The organism is Gryllotalpicola protaetiae (genome assembly GCF_003627055.1).
Classification (GTDB): Bacteria; Actinomycetota; Actinomycetes; order Actinomycetales; family Microbacteriaceae; genus Gryllotalpicola; species Gryllotalpicola protaetiae.
Genome location: NZ_CP032624.1, coordinates 3,499,031 through 3,514,255 on the forward strand (window position 1 = coordinate 3,499,031; position 15,225 = coordinate 3,514,255).

Below are 15,225 nucleotides of genomic sequence, written 5' to 3' on the forward strand. Positions count from 1 at the left end.
TGGGCGGTCACACGACACCACCAAGGAGAACCCAAATGGCACTGTCCACCGAAGATGTCCTCGCCGGCCTGGCCGAGCTGATCAACGACGAGACCGGCATCGCCACCGACTCCGTTCAGCTGGACAAGTCGTTCACCGACGACCTCGACATCGACTCGATCTCGATGATGACGATCGTCGTGAACGCCGAGGACAAGTTCGACGTGAAGATCCCCGACGACGAGGTGAAGAACCTCAAGACCGTCGGCGACGCCGTCGACTACATCGTCAAGGCCGGGGCCTGAGCCCCATCACTTCGCACGCGGTCGGCGTCTGACGGGCGTCAGAGTCGACCGCGTCGTCGTTTGCGCACCGCGCGCGGTGGGCAGTCCGTCAGCAACGCAGTAAGGATCATCGTGGGACCGAAGAAGATCGTCGTCACCGGAATCGGCGCGACCACACCGCTCGGCGGCACCGCGCCCGAATCGTGGCAGGCGCTGCTGGCCGGCGCCTCAGGCACGCGCACCATGCAGCACGAGTGGGTCGAGAAGTACCAGGTGCCCGTCAACTTCGCGGCGGAGGCGCTCGTGCGCCCCGAGGAAGTCATGGAGCGTGTCGAGCTGAAGCGCCTCGACCCGTCCGCCCAGTTCGCGCTGATCGCGGCGCGTGAGGCATGGGCGGACGCCGGTGTGGAGGACTTCGACCCCGACCGCCTGCTCGTCGACTGGGCCACCGGCATCGGCGGCGTGTGGACGCTGCTCGACGCATGGGACGTGCTGCGCGAGCGCGGCCCCCGCCGCGTCATGCCGATGACCGTGCCGATGATCATGCCGAACAGCCCGGCCGCCGCGGTCTCGATGAACCTCAACGCCCGCGCGGGCGCCCGCACCGTCGTCTCGGCCTGCGCGTCGAGCACCGAGTCGCTCGCCAACGCCTACGACCATCTGCAGCAAGGGCTTGCCGACATCGTCATCACGGGCGGCTCCGAGTCCTGCATCCACCCGATCACCGTCTCGTCGTTCGCCGCCATGCACGCGCTCTCGACGCGCGCCGACGACCCGGCCCGCGCCTCGCGGCCCTACGATCGCGACCGCGACGGCTTCGTCATGGGCGAGGGCGCTGCGGCTCTCATCCTCGAGACCGAGGAGCACGCGACGGCGCGCGGCGCGAAGATCTACGCAGAGGTCGCCGGCGGCGGCATCACGAGCGACTCGTACCACATCACCGCGCCCGACCCCGAGGGCCTCGGCGCCACCCGCGCCACGAAGCTCGCGCTCGAGCAGGCCGGTCTCTCGACCTCGGACATCGTCCACGTCAACGCGCACGCCACCTCGACGGGCGTCGGCGACATCGCCGAGTACAAGGCGCTGCGAGCGATCTTCGGCGACCACCTCGACTCGGTCGCGGTCAGCGCGACCAAGGCGTCGACCGGTCACCTGCTCGGCGGCACCGGCGCGCTCGAGGCGATGTTCACGGTGCTGGCGCTCCGCGATCGCATCGCGCCGCCGACGATCAACCTCGAGAACCAGGACCCCGACATCGTGCTCGACGTCGTCACCTCGCCGCGCGAGCTGCCGGCCGGCGATCTCGCCGCGGTGAGCAACTCGTTCGGTTTCGGCGGCCACAACGCGGTGGTGGCGTTCAAGAGCGTGTAGCCCGCGTGGGTCAGCCCGCGAACGAGTGCAGCCAGATCACCGGGTTGTCGTCGCTCGCGTGCCGGAACGCCTCGAGCTCGTCGTCCCACGCCTGCCCGAGCGCGGCGTGCAGCTCGCGGTGCAGAGCGAGCGCGTCGCTTCCCGCGAGCTCCATCGCGTAGCGCATCCGGTCCTCCGGGATGACGACGTTGCCCGCCGTGTCGGTCTGGGCGAAGTGGATGCCGAGCGCCGGGGTGTGCAGGTAGCGCGCGCCGTCGGTCGACGCGGTCGGGTCCTGAGTGACCTCGTAGCGCACGTCGTCCCAGCCGCGCAGCGCGCTCGCGAGGGCGGCGCCGGTACCGATGTCGCCCTCCCAGTAGAACTCGGCGCGCATGGTGCCGGGCAGCACGGGCTGCTCGGCCCAGTCGAAGTTCACAGCGCGACCGAGCGCGCGGCCTGCCGCCCATTCGAGGTGAGGGCAGAGCGCGCGGGGTGAGGAGTGCACGAAGAGCACCCCTCTGGCCTGTGCAGTTAGTGCCGTCATCGCATTCTCCGTTCGTTCCGGTGCGGCTTCCCCTCCGACCGATGAACGGCGTCGATGTCGACATGGGCATTGTCACATAGCACGGACACGAATTCCAAGCGCGTAATTCGCGTGGCATGCGTGTCGGCATTGCCGGTATGCAATTACTCGGTATATACATACCTCATGTCAGTTCGTCAGAGCCTGCTCGCCATCCTCGATCAGGGGCCGTGCTACGGCTACCAGCTGCGCGCCGAGTTCGACCGCCGCACCGGCGGAACCTGGCCGCTCAACGTCGGTCAGATCTACCAGACCCTCGAACGGCTCGAGCGCGACGGTCTGGTCGCCAAGGGCGAGAGCGATCGTGAGGGCCGCGCCTACTACGAGATCACGGATGCCGGGCGCGACGCCGTCTCATCCTGGCTGTCCTCCCCCGTCGAGCGTCAGACGGCCGCACGCGACGAGCTCGCGATCAAGCTGGCGGTCGCGGCGACCCTGCCGGGGGTCGACGTGGCCCGGGTCATCCAGGTGCAGCGGGCGGCTACGCTCACGCTGCTGCGCGACCTGACGCGCACGAAGGACGCGATCGACGAGCCGAAGTCGCCCGAGGACCTCGCGTACCTGCTGCTCGTCGACGCGCAGATCTTCCAGATCGATGGCGAGCTGGGCTGGCTCGACCACGCCGAGGGGCGCCTCGCCCGCGCGGTCGCCGCAGGGGTCGCGGGGCCGCTGCCGCTCAACACCGAGGTACCGAAACGCGGCCGCCCGGCAAAGGCGGTGCAGTCGTGAGCACTCGGGTTCTTCACCTCGACAGAGGTCAGTCACCCGGGCAGACTGAACGCCACCCCGAGAAGTGCCGCGATGTCGTCCAGCATCGAGTGAGACAGCACTTCGGCACTTCTCGCTGCGCGTGAGCGCTCAGAACGCGTGTAGCAGCTCGCCCGCCTTGTTGAGCGCGTTCTTCTCGCCGGCGCGGATCGGCACGGTGAAGCGGTTCTGCTTCGGCGGAAGCGGGCAGTTGAACTGGTAGCTGAACGCGCATGGCGGCAGGATCGCGAGGTTGAAGTCGAGGGTGATGGTGCCGTCAGGGTTCGGGGCGACGAACAGGAACCGGCCGACGGAATAGGTCTCGACGTCGTTGGTCGCATCGGCGAAGACGAGCTGCAGGGCGCGGCCCGACTTGAAGGCCGCAAGGTTGTAGGCCACGCCGTCCTTCTCGAAGGTGATCTCGCCGGGGATCGCGGTCTCGCGCTCCTCCCCCTCGTCCTTGATGTGCTCGAAGCCGACCGAAAGGCCCTCGACCGGAGTGAACTTCGCCGTGATGACCCACTCGGGGTCGTAGCCGTAGGCATCGATGCCGCCGAAGTTCTCGAGGTCTTCGGACTTCGCGTCCCACACCCGCAACGCGTACTCGGTGCCGGCTTCGTTCACGATGACCGTGCCCGTCGTGTGGTCGTCGAAGACGATGGCGCTTGGGCGTTCGCCGTCCTTGGCGGAGATGATCAGCTCACCGTCGACGGGCTCGTCGTCGACGCGGATGCCGTCGGCGGCCGTCGCGACGAGGCGCAGCCCCTTCTCGCCGGCGGGCAACGGATAGTAGGTGCCCGCAACGCCGTAGACGGTCTGGGCGCCCTCGGGGTCGCCCGTGATCCACTGCGTGTTCACGAGCGCGAGGCTGCCCTGCGGCTGTTTGACCGACTGCTCACGGCGGCTGCGGAAGGTGGCCAGGCGCTCTGCGGGGGTGAGGTCAGTCATGGGCTCGATCCTAGGTCGGGGTGGCGCGGTCACTTCGCATCTGCGTACGTGTCGACCGTCGCGATCTGCAACGGGAAGTCGACGGGGAATGTTCCGAACAGCAGGCGCCCCGCCTGCGCAGCGGCCCCGCGCACGAGCCGCTCGACCTGCGGCGCAAATTGCTCAGGCGTGTGCACCATGATCTCGTCGTGCAGGAAGAACACGAGATGAGGCGCGCCGTCGAGGCTGCCGTCGCCGACCTCGGCGAGCCTGAGGCGGAGCTCCGCCATCCAGCACAGGGCCCATTCCGCGGCCGATGCCTGCACGACGAAGTTGCGCGTGAAGCGGCCCCAGTCGCGCGCCTGCGACCGTGCGCGGCGTTCGTCGGCAGCCGACGCGCCGGGCTGGCTGGCGCGCTCCTGCACCTCGCGCCATGACGCGCCCGGCCGCGGCGAGGTGCGCCCGAGCCTGCTCACGACCTGCTCGCCGCGCTCGCCCTGCTCCGCAGCGTGGTCGACGAGGGCGATCGCGCGCGGGAACGCGCGCCGCAGACCCGGCATCAGCCGGGCCGAATCCCCTGTCGTCGCGCCGTACATCGCGCCGAGCATCGCGACCTTCGCCTCGTGACGGCTCGTGACGACGCCGGCAGCGACGACCGAGTCGTAGAGGTCACGGCCGCGCCCGGCATCCGCCATCGCCCCATCCGACGCCAACCCAGTGAGCACACGCGGCTCGAGCTGCGCCGCATCGGCGACGACGAGCTTCCACCCGCGGTCGGCCACGACAGCGCGCCGGATGTTCTTCGGCAGCTGCAGCGCCCCACCGCCGCTCGTCGCCCAGCGGCCGGTCACGACGCCGCCCACGACGTAATCGGGGCGGAACCGCCCGTCGCGCACCCAGGTGTCGAGCCATGCCCAGCCGTTGGCCGTGAAGAGCCGGTAGAGGTTCTTGTATTCGAGCAGTGGCGCGATGGCCGGGTGGTCGAGCTCGCGCAGCTCCCATTTCCTCGTCGAGGTGACATCGAGCCCCACTCGGCGCAGCGCCGCGAGCAGCTCTGGCTGCGAATCGGGATTGAGACCGGGGGCACCCAGCAGCTCGCGGATCTGCGCAGCAAGCGCCTCGAGCCGCGCCGGGCGGCGACCGTCGAACGCGCGCGGCCCGAGCGACTCGGTCAGGACGCGGTCGTGAACGTCGGCTCGCCACGGCATGCCGGTGAACCTGATCTCCTCCGCGACGAGCGACCCCGCGGACTCTGCGGCGAGCAGCAGGCGCAGCGGGCCGCCCGGTGTCGCGGCCTGCTGCGCCTGGAACTCGCGCACCGGGTCGAGCGATTCGGCAGTCGCGGGCTCGACGACGTCGAACAGCGCCGGAGCCGACGGCTCAGCGAGCGGGGCGGCGGCCAGGCGGGCGATGTCGTCCCAGCTGGTGGCGGCCTCGCCGGCCAGCTCGGACGCGGCAGACAGGAGCGACGTGCGCAGAATCCGATGGCTCAGCGCGAGATCGACACAGCGCTGTACCCGCACACCGGCAGCGAGCAGGGCCGGATACCAGTGCGCCGTGCTCGACCAGACCCAGCGCGGATGCTCGGCCTCGCGATCGCGCACATAGGCGATGAGGGCGGATGCCTCAAGCTCGACAGCCTTGTGCGGCATCGCGGCCGCGTCGAGCTCGGTCGCCGCCACCCCGCCGTCTGGGCGCCGGTCGAGGACAATGTGCACGGTTCAATTATCGAACACATCACCGACATTCAGTGCTGGGCGAGCCGCTCGAGAATCCGTGTCGCGAGCGCCGCAGGGTTGCCGTTGGCCGTGTCAACCCTGATGCGGTCGTCGCCCCACTGCTCGAGCGCGGCGCGCCGCGGCAGCAGGGACTCCCACGTCGGCTCCGGCAGCGCCGTGAACGGACGCTGCCGGTGCTCCAGGCGCTGGCGGTGCAGTTCGACGTCGCTGCACAGCACCTCGACGAATGCGAGCGGCACGGCGGCACGCTCGGCGAGCTGGAACCACTGGCCACGCGCATACGGGTGGTCGTTGACCGCGTCGACGACCACGTGGGCGCCGGTGAGCAGGTTGGCCTCTGCGAGCGCTTCTGCGCCGAGGTATGCCGCGAGCCCGACCTCGTAGCTGTTGCGCAGACCCGCCCGCAGCATGGCGTCCTCAAGCTCGTCGACGGCGAGGTGGGTGGCGGGCAGTCGCCGGGCGAGCTCAGATGCGATGGCGCTCTTCCCGCTTCCGGGGAGGCCGGCCATCGCGATCAGCATGCCCGCCACGGTAGCAAGGCGTGCGCATGCGCGGGCGCTGGGTCATGTTCGTCCTCGAAGAACCGGGCTATCGGAATGGCCCCTATTAGGAGGACACCCAATAGGCATTTCGTTCCGGTTATGTGAACTGATGCAACACACTCGCCTGCCCGCATAGTCGCCCGACTAGGATCCGAAGATGTGGGACGAATGAGGTTCGGCGCAGCGACGCGACGTGGTGTGCTCGCGGTCGCCGTTGCGGCTGCGGTCACGATCGCACTTGCCGGATGCTTCGCCGCTCCGAGCCACGCGAAGACCACCGCTCACAGCCCGACCGTGCACGTGACCGCGACTCCGTCTGCGACGCCGACACCGTCGCTCACGCCCACCGAGGCGCCGAACCCGGCGATGTCGCACCTTGCCACGCCCGAGCCCGCCTCGACGCCGGTTCCTGCGCCGACACTGACGCCGGTCCCCGCCGGAACCGTCGTCGCGCAGGGCGATGTCGCGTCGCCGAAGGGCAGCATCCATTACCACTATCGGGTCGTCGCGAACGGCGACAACACCTACTCTGCGCAGTATTCGGGCTTCACGTCGACGGTGCCCGTGCCGGTCTCGGCGACGCTCATCGACATCCCGCCCAAGGTGGGCGACGGACTCACCTGGCACGGAGTCGGCGACCACCAGCTCGGCGGCCCCACCAGCTCGGCGACCTCGACGACCGCATCCCTCGGCTCAGTCGGCCAGCCGAAGTATCTGACCACCCTCGTGACGTACTCGTCGGTGGCGTCCCCCGACGGGGTGCCGATCGAACTCGGCCCGAACAAGGTGCTCGCCGTCAACACGCTGCACTGGTCGATTCCCGTGCGGCAGTCGAACGTGCACCCGGTCGACGGCGGTGCGCGAACGTATGCCGCGGGAGCCGTCACCGCGAAGACCGCCAGCGGCGCCCCGAAGTCCTACAAGGTCGCGGACGGCGACGTCACCTCGGTCGTCGCGGCGCGCTTCGGCATCTCGGTCGAGGACCTGATCTGGCTCAACAAGAACCTCGAGGTGTTCGGCGCCCAGCAGTACCTCTATGAGGACACGACGCTGAACCTCGACCCGGACAGCCTCTGAGGGCTCGGAGAAGATCGGGGTGCGCTAGGGGGTTTCCCGGATGGTGGCGTGACCGGGTCGTGACGAAGCTGTAGTCATGAACAATCTCGAACGACCATTTGAGGGCCGCATCATCGCCGGCGTCTGCGCCGCGCTCGCCCGCCGCTTCGGCATCCGCCCGACCACCGTCCGGGTGCTGTTCCTGCTGTCGTGCCTGCTGCCGGGCCCGCAGTTCATCATCTACCTGGCGATGTGGGTGCTCATCCCTTCCGAGCACCGGCAGCCTCTCGCCGTCTAGGGAGGGATGTAGGGCGGGCGGGACTTGAACCCGCGACCCAGGGATTATGAGTCCCCTGCTCTAACCGGCTGAGCTACCGCCCCTCGGTGACTTCCTCGGTTACAGGGTCGACCACCGGCTTTCCACGATACAGACACTCGAAGGTCGTTAGCGTCCGCTCGATGTCGTGCGCCTGGATCAGCCGCAGCGACGCCTTCTTCATACGGGTGAACTCCTCGTCGGGCAGCGTCAGGATCTTCTCGAGCTTCGCGGCGAGGTCCTGCGCGTCGTCGGGCCGGAACAGGAATCCGTTCTCGCCGTCATGGACGAGGTGAGGCAGGGCCATCGCGTCGGCCGCGACGACGGGCAGACCCGACGACATCGCCTCCATCGTGACGATGGACTGCAGCTCGGCGGTCGACGGCATCGCAAGCACGTCAGCACGCGTGTACGCCTGCTTGAGCTCGGCGTCCGACACGAGGCCGGCGAGTGTCACCCGCTCGCCCACCCCGAGCTGCGCGGCCAGCCGCTCGAGATGATGCCGCTGTTCGCCGTCGCCGACGATCTCGAGAGACCAGTCGAGCGACTTGGGAAGCAGCGCGACCGCGTGCACGAGGACCTCGAGCCGTTTCTCGCCCGTGATCCGGCCGACGAAGACGATGCGGCTTCCGCGGTGCTCGAAATCGGGGGTGTAGTCGGAGACGCGCACGCCGTTGCCGATGGCATGCACACCGGTGATCCCGGTCGCCTCTTCGAGGTAGTCGGCCGCGCGCCGGGTGGGCGTTGTGACGGCATCCGCGCGCTTCAGGATCTTCGTCGCGTCCCACCAGGCCCATTTGAGCAGCGCCGGCTGCATGAACTTCGGCAGCGTCGTGTGCTCGATCATGTTCTCGGGCATGGTGTGGTTCGTCGCGACCACGCGGATGCCGCGCGAGCGCGCCGTCACCGACAAGCCGCGCCCGACGACGAAGTGGGACTGGAAGTGCACAGCGTCGGGCTTGATCTGGTCGAGGATGCGCGACGTGTTGCGCCGGATCGTCCACGGCATCATGTAGCGCAGCCACGGGTGCGGGTACCAGCGCAGGCTGAACAGCCGGTGCATGTGCAGGCGTGCGCCCGCGTGCGTCTCATCCCAATGACCGGTGCGGAACACAGTCTGCGATGGCGCGATGACGTGCACGGTGTGGCCGCGCTCCACGAGTCCTGCGGCCAGGCGCTCGGCGAAACGGGCGGCGCCGTTCACATCGGGGGCGAAGGTGTCACAGCCCAGCAGGATCGTCAGCGGCTGCGACTGCTCGTCGCTCGAATCGGTCACGTAGGGAAACCTCTTGGGGGTGGGACTAGGGGTTATGGCGCACCAGTCTAGGCACGTGTTTCGCCGGGCACCTCGGGGACACCCCTGATCATGACGACATCTGGGGGTGGTGACGGGCGAGAAGAAACACGCCGGCGACGGCGATCGCGCCGGTGACCATCCACACGACCGCTGCCCACAGCTCCACCTGTGCGGCCTCGTTGAGGATCGCGATACCGATGGTGACCGCGACGAGAGGGTCGATCACGGTGAGCCCCGCGATCACGAGGTCGGGCGGCCCGGACGCGTAGGCGTTCTGCACGAAGTAGGCGCCCAGTGCCACCGCGGCGAGGAGCGCCACGATGCACACGCCGGTGAGCAGATCGAACTCCCGCTGCTCGACACGCGCGATGACGACCTTCGCGAGTGTGGCGACGAATCCGTAGAGGATGCCTGCGCCGATCACGTACACGAGGGCGCGCATCCGCTTCCGGAAGACGACGAACATGACGGCCGCGAGCACGAGCACGCAGCACAGGATGACGAGCACCTGGACCAGCTCGCGCTCGGTGATCGGCACCTCGCGCGCCTGGAACGCCGCGACGAGCACGAATGCGCCGACGCCGGCGACGCACAGACAGATCGCGAGGATGGTCAGCGGGTTGAGCTTCTGCTTCGTGACGCGCGAGTTCACGATCGCCGTGACGACCAGGGCGAACGCCCCCAGCGGCTGCACGACGATGAGCGGTGCGAATGCGAGGCTCGTGAGCTGCAGCACGATCGCCGCGCCCAGCATCAGGGTGCCGGTCACCCAGCTGGGGCGGCCGAGCAGCATCCGCAACTGACCGAAGTTGAGCCCGCCCTGCGCGGCATCCGCATCGCTCGCCGCCTCGACCTTCGCGACACCGCGATGCTGCAGCTGCGCGCCGATCGACAGGAAGACCGCGCCGACCAGCGCGATGGGTATGCCGATGAACTGTCGGGGGTCAAGGCCGAGAGGTTCGAGCCCGATATCAGCGGCAAACACGTGAGAAAGGTACCGGACGCACCGCCGATATCCTGGGCGAATGGCCGTACTCCCGATCCGAATCCAGGGTGAGCCCGTGCTGCACGCGCCCGCCGAGCCCGTCACCGAGTTCGACGAGGAGTTGCGCAGGCTGGTCGCCGACATGTACGAGACGATGGATGCCGCGCCCGGCGTCGGCCTCGCAGGGCCCCAGGTCGGGGTGAACAAGCGGCTGTTCGTGTTCGGCTGGACCGACGAGGACGACGTCGAGCATCGCGGCGTCGCGATCAACCCCGTGCTGTGGATCCAGCCGACGCCGGTCGGCGCTGCAGATGACGAGGAGGAGATCGAGGGCTGCCTCTCGTTCCCCGGCGAGCGGTTCCCCCTGCGGCGCTCCCCCGCCGCGATCCTGCGCGCGGTCGACCTCGACGGCAAACCGTTCGAGATCGAGGCGGAGGGCTGGCTCGCCCGCATCTTCCAGCACGAATACGACCACCTCGACGGCATCCTGTACCTCGACCGCCTGCCCCGCCCGTTCGACAAGGAGTGGTCGAAGATCAGCAAGAAGCGCGGCTGGGGCGTGCCGGGCCAGGCGTGGCAGCCGGGCGTCGATCAGCTCGAAGGCTGAGCGCGTGCCCGATTTGGAGAGCGCGGTTTCGACCGGTTAAGCTAGTCGTCGTTGCCCGGTCTCTCGGGCCGCATTCCTCGGTAGCTCAATTGGCAGAGCAATCGGCTGTTAACCGATAGGTTCTTGGTTCGAGTCCAAGCCGGGGAGCCCTAGGGCTCTCGCCAGCTTCCTGACGTACGCGTGTTCGGGGTTTCCGAACACCGCAGCGATCTCGCCGTAGCCGACGATCACGCCGTCGTGCACGACAGCGACCTTCGCGCCCAGCTGTCGCAGCACCGCGAGATCGTGCGTGATGACGATGCCGGCGAACTTCGGGTCCTGCCGCAGCTGCGTGATCACCCGCAGCACCGTGTCGCGCACCGTGACGTCGATGCCGGCCGTGGGCTCGTCAGCGATCAGCACGTTCGGTCCGAGCACCAACGAGCGAGCGAACGCGACGCGCTGCCGCTGCCCGTCGGACAGTTCGTACGGGTACCTGTCCATGACGGCCAGCGGAAGTCCCACCGCATCGAGAACCGTGAGAGCGCGGTTCTGCGCCGACTGCGGGTCGAAGCGCTTGTCACGGGCGAAGATCGGCTGCTGGATCAACTCGGCGACCGTCGAGGTGCGCTCGAGCCGGTCGTTCGCATCCTGCGGCAGATACGCCGTGTGGAACGTCAGCCGGTTCCGCTTGACCTGCGAGATCGTACGCAGCGCCACCCCGTTCACGAAGGCATCCCCGCCTGAGATGCGGATGTCGTGGCCGCCGGGTCCCTTCCGCACGAGCTCTCCGGCGAGGATGCGCGCAAGCGTGCTCTTGCCGCCGCCGGACTCCCCCAGGATCCCCAGCACCTCGCCGGCCCGCACCTCGAAGCTCACGCCGCGCAGGGCATAGCCGCCAACCCTCCCCTTGGTGCCGTACTGCGCCGAGAGGTCCTGAACGACGATCGGGCTCCGGTCCGCCCTCGGGTGCGTCTTCACGCTTCCGAGACTACTGAGCCGATCCAACGACGTGAGCCGCTTGGGCCGCGAGCTCCTTCAGCTCGGCCCGGCGCGCCGCCTGGGCGACCGGGTCGGGGACGGGCAGCGACGCGAGCAGCTTCTGCGTGTACGGGTCCTGAGGTGAGCCGAGCACCTGCGCGTTGGGTCCCGACTCGACGATCTCACCCGTGTGCATCACCGCGATCCGGGTCGCGATGAGGTCGACTACGGCGAGGTCGTGGCTGATGAACAAACCCGCGAAGCCGAACTCGGCCTGCAGCCGCGTGATGAGCTCCAGCACGCGCGCCTGCACCGACACGTCGAGCGCAGAGGTCGGCTCGTCGAAGATGACGAGCTTCGGCCGGAGCGCAAGGGCGCGGGCGAGCGAGACGCGCTGCCGCTGACCGCCGGAGAGCTCGTGCGGGAAGCGGTCGGCGTACTCCTCCGGCAGTTGCACCGCGCCGAGCAGCTCGCGGGCGCGCGCTTTGGCTGCCGCCGCAGACGACACCGAGCGGTGCACGAGCATCGGCTCGGCGATGGCGTCGCCGATGGTGAGCAGCGGATTGAAGCTCGAGGCCGGATCCTGGAACACGAAGCCGATGTCCTTGCGTACCGGCCGGAAGTCCCGTTCGTGGATGCCGAGCATCTCGTGCCCCAGCACCGACAGCGAGCCGCCTGTGACGCGGGTGAGACCCGCGATCGCGCGGCCGATGGTCGTCTTGCCGCTGCCGGACTCCCCCACCAGTCCCAGCACCTCGCCGGGTGCGATCGCGAAATCGACCCCTCGAACGGCGCGGAAGCCCGCGCGGCCGAGGCGCCCAGGGTAGGTGATCTCGAGCTCGTGGGCGCGGACGACGGCGTCGGCGGAGGGGGCTGCGGCCGAGGCATCCGCCGCTCTCTCGCTCACCGTCAGCTGCGAATGACCGGCGCCCACGCGCGGCACGGCGGCGAGCAGGGACTGGGTGTACGGATGCTGCGGCGCGGCGAACAGCGTCGTGGCGTCCGCTTGCTCGACGATCTCGCCCTGGTACATCACCGCGACGCGGTCGGCGAGGTCGGCGACGACGCCCATGTTGTGGGTGATGAGCACGATCGACGAGCCGTATTCGTCGCGGCACCAGCGCAGCAGGTCGAGGATCTCGGCCTGCACCGTCACATCGAGCGCCGTGGTCGGTTCGTCGGCGATGATCAGGCTCGGGTTGAGGATGAGCGCCATCGCGATGACGATGCGCTGCTTCTGGCCGCCCGAGAACTCGTGCGGGTAGTAGTCGATGCGCTTCTCCGGCTCCGGGATCCCGACGCGGCGCAGGATCTCGATCGAGCGCTCGCGCGCCTGCCTGCGGCTCACTCTGCCGTGTGCGCGCAACCCTTCTGCGATCTGCCACCAGATCGGGTAGACGGGGTTGAGCGCGGTGGACGGCTCCTGGAACACCATGGCGGCGTCGCGGCCGCGGATGCTGCGCAGCCGGTTCTTGTCGAGGCGCACGATGTCGACGCCGAGTTCGGAGTCGCGGCCGCGCAGCACGACGGCGCCGCCGGTGGTCGCGGTCTCGGGCAGCATGCCCAGGATCGTCTTGGCGGTGACCGACTTGCCCGAACCGGACTCGCCCACGATCGCGACGATCTCGCGCGGCTCGACCGAGAGGCTGACGCCGCGGACCGCGGCGACCGATCCGGCATCCGTCGCGAATCGGACGGTCAGATCGGTGATGTCGACGACGCTGCTCACAGCATGACCTCCTCTTCATCGGCCTCGGCCGCCTCGCTCGCGGCCCCACGGCGGCGCAGCCGCGGGTCGGCGAGGTCGTTGAGGCTCTCGCCCATGAGCGAGATGCCGAGGGCGAGCAGCACGATCGCGAGGCCCGGGAACAGCGCGGTCCACCAGATTCCGCTCGTCACATCGGACACGGCCTTCTGCAGGTCGTAGCCCCACTCGGCCGCCGCCGTCGGCTCGATGCCCAGGCCGAGGAAGCCCAGGCCGGCGAGCGTCTCGAAGGCATCCGTGCCGTTCAGCGTGATGATGAGCGGCAGGGTGCGCACCGAGTTGCGCAGCACATGGCGGAAGATGATGCGGAAATTGCTGGTGCCGAGGACCCTGGCGGATTCGACGTAGGCCTCGGCCTTGATGCGCACGACCTCCGCGCGCACGACGCGGAAGTACTGCGGGATATAGACGACCGTGATCGAGATGCCCGCCGCGAACACGCCGTTCCACAGGCCCGACTGGCCGTGGCTGATCATGATCGACACGATGATCGCGAGCAGCAGGGTCGGGAACGCGTAGATCGCGTCGCACACGACGACGAGCACGCGGTCGAGTGGGCCGCCGAAATAGCCGGAGAGCAGGCCGAGCAGCACGCCGAGGACGAGCGAGAGCACGACCGCGACGATGATCGCGAGCAGCGCGGTCTGAGATGCCCATAGGGTGCGGCTCAGCACGTCGTAGCCGGCGACCGTGGTGCCCCACGGATGCGCGGCCGACGGGGCCGCCTGCTGCGGGAAGACGCCGTGGGAATCGCGCAGCTGGGCGAAGCCGTAGGGGGCGATGAGCGGCGCGAAGATCGCGATCAGCACGAACACGCCGGTGATCGTGATGCCCGTGACGAGCATGAAGCGCTGCACCCCGACGCTCTGGCGCACCTGCTTCGCGAGCGGGACGCTGTCGAGCCAGGCGCCGCGGCGCTTGATGAGGATGCTGGTCATCTCAGTACCTCACCCTCGGGTCGATGAACGCGGCTATCACGTCGACAATGAAGTTGACGACGGCCACGATGACGGCGAGCAGGGCGACGATGCCCTGAACGGCGACGAAGTCGCGAGCTTGCAGGTAGTGGTTCAGCTGGTAGCCGAGACCGTTCCACTCGAAGGTGGTCTCGGTGAGCACCGCGCCGCCGAGCAGCATCGCGATCTGCAGGCCGATGACCGTGATGATCGGGATGAGCGCCGGCCGGTAGGCGTGCTTGGTGACCAGGCGGAACTCGCTGACGCCGCGGCTTCGCGCCGCGGTGACGTACTCGGTGTTGAGCGTTCCGATGACGTTGGTGCGCACGAGGCGCAGGAAGACGCCGGCCGTGAGCAGGCCGAGAGCCACGCCGGGCAGGATCGCGTGCATGAGCACGTCGCCCACGGCGTCCGGGTCGCCGGTGCGGAACGCGTCGATCAAGTAGATGCCTGTCGGGTGCGGCAGCAGCTGCAGCTCGAGCTCGGTGCCGGTCGAGGCGCGCCCGTCGACGGGAAGCCAGCCGAGCTTGATCGCGAACACCAGCTTCATCAGCAGGCCGGAGAAGAAGATCGGGGTCGCGTAGAACACGATCGCGAGCACGCGCAGGATCGCGTCGCCCCAGCGGTCGCGGATCGAGGCGGCGAGCATGCCGAGCGGAATGCCGACGATGAACGCCACGATGAGGGCGTAGAACGCGAGCTCGAGCGTCGCGGTGCCGTACGTGACCAGCACGGTGGTCACCGGCTGGTGGTCGGAGTAGGTGGTGCCGAAGTCGCCGTGGACGATGCCGCCGAGGAAGTCGAGGTACTGCACGATGAGCGGGCGGTCGTAGCCGGCGGCGTGGATGCGCCGCGCGAGCTCGGCAGGCGCGAGGCGGCCGCCCTGCGCCGCCGTGATCGGGTCGCCTGTGGCCCGCATCAGGAAGAACACGACCGTCACGAGGATGAAGATCGTCGGGAAGATCAGCAGGAACCGCACCACAAGGTAGCGGATCAGTCCGCCGCCGCTGCGCAGCGCGGCGCCGCGCGGCTGCGCGGGTGCCGGGGCGAGCGGCGAGGGGATGCTGTCTGGCTGTGTCGTCATAGACACGGGTCCTTCCGGGGCAGTGCAAGGGGGCGGCCTGACGGCCGC

16 protein-coding genes and 2 tRNA genes are annotated in these 15,225 nt (G+C 68.8%); 7 read left to right on the top strand and 11 right to left on the bottom strand.

What is annotated here, in order from left to right; translation table 11 throughout:
• The first annotated feature begins 35 nt into the window (after positions 1 to 35).
• Together D7I44_RS17045 and D7I44_RS17050 are read left to right on the top strand one after the other, a co-directional pair.
• A complete protein-coding gene (locus D7I44_RS17045) occupies positions 36 to 284 on the top strand; it encodes an acyl carrier protein (protein ID WP_120790582.1) in 249 nt (82 codons plus the stop codon).
• Between the two features lie 108 nt (positions 285 to 392).
• Positions 393 to 1,634 carry a beta-ketoacyl-[acyl-carrier-protein] synthase family protein gene (locus D7I44_RS17050; protein WP_120791038.1) on the top strand — a complete coding sequence of 414 codons (1,242 nt, stop codon included), beginning with the start codon at positions 393 to 395 and terminating at the stop codon, positions 1,632 to 1,634.
• Positions 1,635 to 1,644: 10 nt separating this feature from the next.
• Here the strand turns inward: D7I44_RS17050 and D7I44_RS17055 are convergent, their stop codons facing one another.
• A complete protein-coding gene (locus tag D7I44_RS17055; RefSeq protein ID WP_120790583.1) occupies positions 1,645 to 2,157 on the bottom strand; it encodes a DUF3145 domain-containing protein in 513 nt (170 codons plus the stop codon).
• A 165-nt stretch (positions 2,158 to 2,322) separates the two neighbouring features.
• Here D7I44_RS17055 and D7I44_RS17060 point away from each other — a divergent pair, with 165 nt between their 5' ends.
• Positions 2,323 to 2,925: a PadR family transcriptional regulator gene (locus D7I44_RS17060; protein ID WP_120790584.1), complete on the top strand. Its 603-nt coding sequence runs from the start codon at positions 2,323 to 2,325 to the stop codon at positions 2,923 to 2,925.
• A gap of 129 nt (positions 2,926 to 3,054) precedes the next feature.
• Here the strand turns inward: D7I44_RS17060 and D7I44_RS17065 are convergent, their stop codons facing one another.
• Genes D7I44_RS17065 through D7I44_RS17075 form a run of 3 tightly spaced genes read right to left on the bottom strand, consistent with a single transcriptional unit; the run spans position 3,055 to position 6,130 of the window.
• Positions 3,055 to 3,891: a DUF1684 domain-containing protein gene (locus tag D7I44_RS17065; protein WP_120790585.1), complete on the bottom strand. Its 837-nt coding sequence runs from the start codon at positions 3,889 to 3,891 to the stop codon at positions 3,055 to 3,057.
• 29 nt (positions 3,892 to 3,920) lie between these two features.
• A complete protein-coding gene (locus D7I44_RS17070; RefSeq protein WP_120790586.1) occupies positions 3,921 to 5,588 on the bottom strand; it encodes a bifunctional 3'-5' exonuclease/DNA polymerase in 1,668 nt (555 codons plus the stop codon).
• A gap of 29 nt (positions 5,589 to 5,617) precedes the next feature.
• Entirely contained in the window at positions 5,618 to 6,130 is a 513-nt protein-coding gene (locus D7I44_RS17075; protein ID WP_245979776.1) for a P-loop nucleotide/nucleoside kinase family protein, read from the bottom strand.
• A 189-nt stretch (positions 6,131 to 6,319) separates the two neighbouring features.
• On the opposite strand from D7I44_RS17075, the gene D7I44_RS17080 reads away from it, so the two are divergent.
• Entirely contained in the window at positions 6,320 to 7,228 is a 909-nt protein-coding gene (locus D7I44_RS17080; protein WP_162940346.1) for a LysM domain-containing protein, read from the top strand.
• A 76-nt stretch (positions 7,229 to 7,304) separates the two neighbouring features.
• Positions 7,305 to 7,505, top strand: a complete 201-nt coding sequence (locus D7I44_RS17085; protein WP_120790588.1) for a PspC domain-containing protein — start codon at positions 7,305 to 7,307, stop codon at positions 7,503 to 7,505.
• A gap of 9 nt (positions 7,506 to 7,514) precedes the next feature.
• On the opposite strand, the gene D7I44_RS17090 is transcribed toward D7I44_RS17085, so the two are convergent.
• The 3 genes from D7I44_RS17090 to D7I44_RS17100 all read right to left on the bottom strand — a co-directional run bounded on the left by D7I44_RS17090 (position 7,515) and on the right by D7I44_RS17100 (position 9,805).
• A tRNA-Ile gene (locus D7I44_RS17090) sits at positions 7,515 to 7,588 on the bottom strand.
• Positions 7,579 to 8,799, bottom strand: a complete 1,221-nt coding sequence (locus D7I44_RS17095) for a glycosyltransferase (RefSeq protein WP_245979777.1) — start codon at positions 8,797 to 8,799, stop codon at positions 7,579 to 7,581. Before D7I44_RS17095 ends, D7I44_RS17090 begins: the two co-directional genes overlap by 10 nt.
• An 88-nt stretch (positions 8,800 to 8,887) precedes the next feature.
• Complete coding sequence (locus tag D7I44_RS17100) at positions 8,888 to 9,805, bottom strand: DMT family transporter (protein ID WP_245979779.1); 918 nt, start codon at positions 9,803 to 9,805, stop codon at positions 8,888 to 8,890.
• A 40-nt stretch (positions 9,806 to 9,845) separates the two neighbouring features.
• On the opposite strand from D7I44_RS17100, the gene def reads away from it, so the two are divergent.
• Complete coding sequence (def, locus tag D7I44_RS17105; RefSeq protein ID WP_120791042.1) at positions 9,846 to 10,412, top strand: peptide deformylase; 567 nt, start codon at positions 9,846 to 9,848, stop codon at positions 10,410 to 10,412.
• A 74-nt stretch (positions 10,413 to 10,486) separates the two neighbouring features.
• A tRNA-Asn gene (locus D7I44_RS17110) sits at positions 10,487 to 10,559 on the top strand.
• On the opposite strand, the gene D7I44_RS17115 is transcribed toward D7I44_RS17110, so the two are convergent.
• The 4 genes from D7I44_RS17115 to D7I44_RS17130 are packed head-to-tail and all read right to left on the bottom strand — an operon-like array spanning position 10,521 to position 15,177.
• Positions 10,521 to 11,372 carry an ATP-binding cassette domain-containing protein gene (locus tag D7I44_RS17115; RefSeq protein ID WP_342768619.1) on the bottom strand — a complete coding sequence of 284 codons (852 nt, stop codon included), beginning with the start codon at positions 11,370 to 11,372 and terminating at the stop codon, positions 10,521 to 10,523. The two genes, D7I44_RS17110 and D7I44_RS17115, sit on opposite strands and share 39 nt — an antisense overlap.
• A gap of 10 nt (positions 11,373 to 11,382) precedes the next feature.
• Positions 11,383 to 13,101 carry a dipeptide ABC transporter ATP-binding protein gene (locus tag D7I44_RS17120; RefSeq protein ID WP_120790589.1) on the bottom strand — a complete coding sequence of 573 codons (1,719 nt, stop codon included), beginning with the start codon at positions 13,099 to 13,101 and terminating at the stop codon, positions 11,383 to 11,385.
• Positions 13,098 to 14,075 carry an ABC transporter permease gene (locus tag D7I44_RS17125; protein WP_120790590.1) on the bottom strand — a complete coding sequence of 326 codons (978 nt, stop codon included), beginning with the start codon at positions 14,073 to 14,075 and terminating at the stop codon, positions 13,098 to 13,100. The genes D7I44_RS17120 and D7I44_RS17125 overlap by 4 nt, the downstream gene beginning before the upstream one ends.
• A 1-nt stretch (position 14,076) precedes the next feature.
• Positions 14,077 to 15,177 carry an ABC transporter permease gene (locus tag D7I44_RS17130; RefSeq protein ID WP_120790591.1) on the bottom strand — a complete coding sequence of 367 codons (1,101 nt, stop codon included), beginning with the start codon at positions 15,175 to 15,177 and terminating at the stop codon, positions 14,077 to 14,079.
• Between the last annotated feature and the right edge of the window lie 48 nt (positions 15,178 to 15,225).

What these genes read in the sequence shown, in the direction of transcription:
- D7I44_RS17045 (WP_120790582.1), top strand. Translation starts at nt 36, where the DNA reads ATGGCACTGTCCACCGAAGATGTCCTCGCCGGCCTGGCCGAGCTGATC.
- D7I44_RS17055 (WP_120790583.1), bottom strand. Translation starts at nt 2,157, where the DNA reads ATGACGGCACTAACTGCACAGGCCAGAGGGGTGCTCTTCGTGCACTCC.
- D7I44_RS17060 (WP_120790584.1), top strand. Translation starts at nt 2,323, where the DNA reads ATGTCAGTTCGTCAGAGCCTGCTCGCCATCCTCGATCAGGGGCCGTGC.
- D7I44_RS17065 (WP_120790585.1), bottom strand. Translation starts at nt 3,891, where the DNA reads ATGACTGACCTCACCCCCGCAGAGCGCCTGGCCACCTTCCGCAGCCGC.
- D7I44_RS17075 (WP_245979776.1), bottom strand. Translation starts at nt 6,130, where the DNA reads ATGCTGATCGCGATGGCCGGCCTCCCCGGAAGCGGGAAGAGCGCCATC.
- D7I44_RS17080 (WP_162940346.1), top strand. Translation starts at nt 6,320, where the DNA reads ATGAGGTTCGGCGCAGCGACGCGACGTGGTGTGCTCGCGGTCGCCGTT.
- D7I44_RS17085 (WP_120790588.1), top strand. Translation starts at nt 7,305, where the DNA reads ATGAACAATCTCGAACGACCATTTGAGGGCCGCATCATCGCCGGCGTC.
- def (WP_120791042.1), top strand. Translation starts at nt 9,846, where the DNA reads ATGGCCGTACTCCCGATCCGAATCCAGGGTGAGCCCGTGCTGCACGCG.
- D7I44_RS17125 (WP_120790590.1), bottom strand. Translation starts at nt 14,075, where the DNA reads ATGACCAGCATCCTCATCAAGCGCCGCGGCGCCTGGCTCGACAGCGTC.
- D7I44_RS17130 (WP_120790591.1), bottom strand. Translation starts at nt 15,177, where the DNA reads ATGACGACACAGCCAGACAGCATCCCCTCGCCGCTCGCCCCGGCACCC.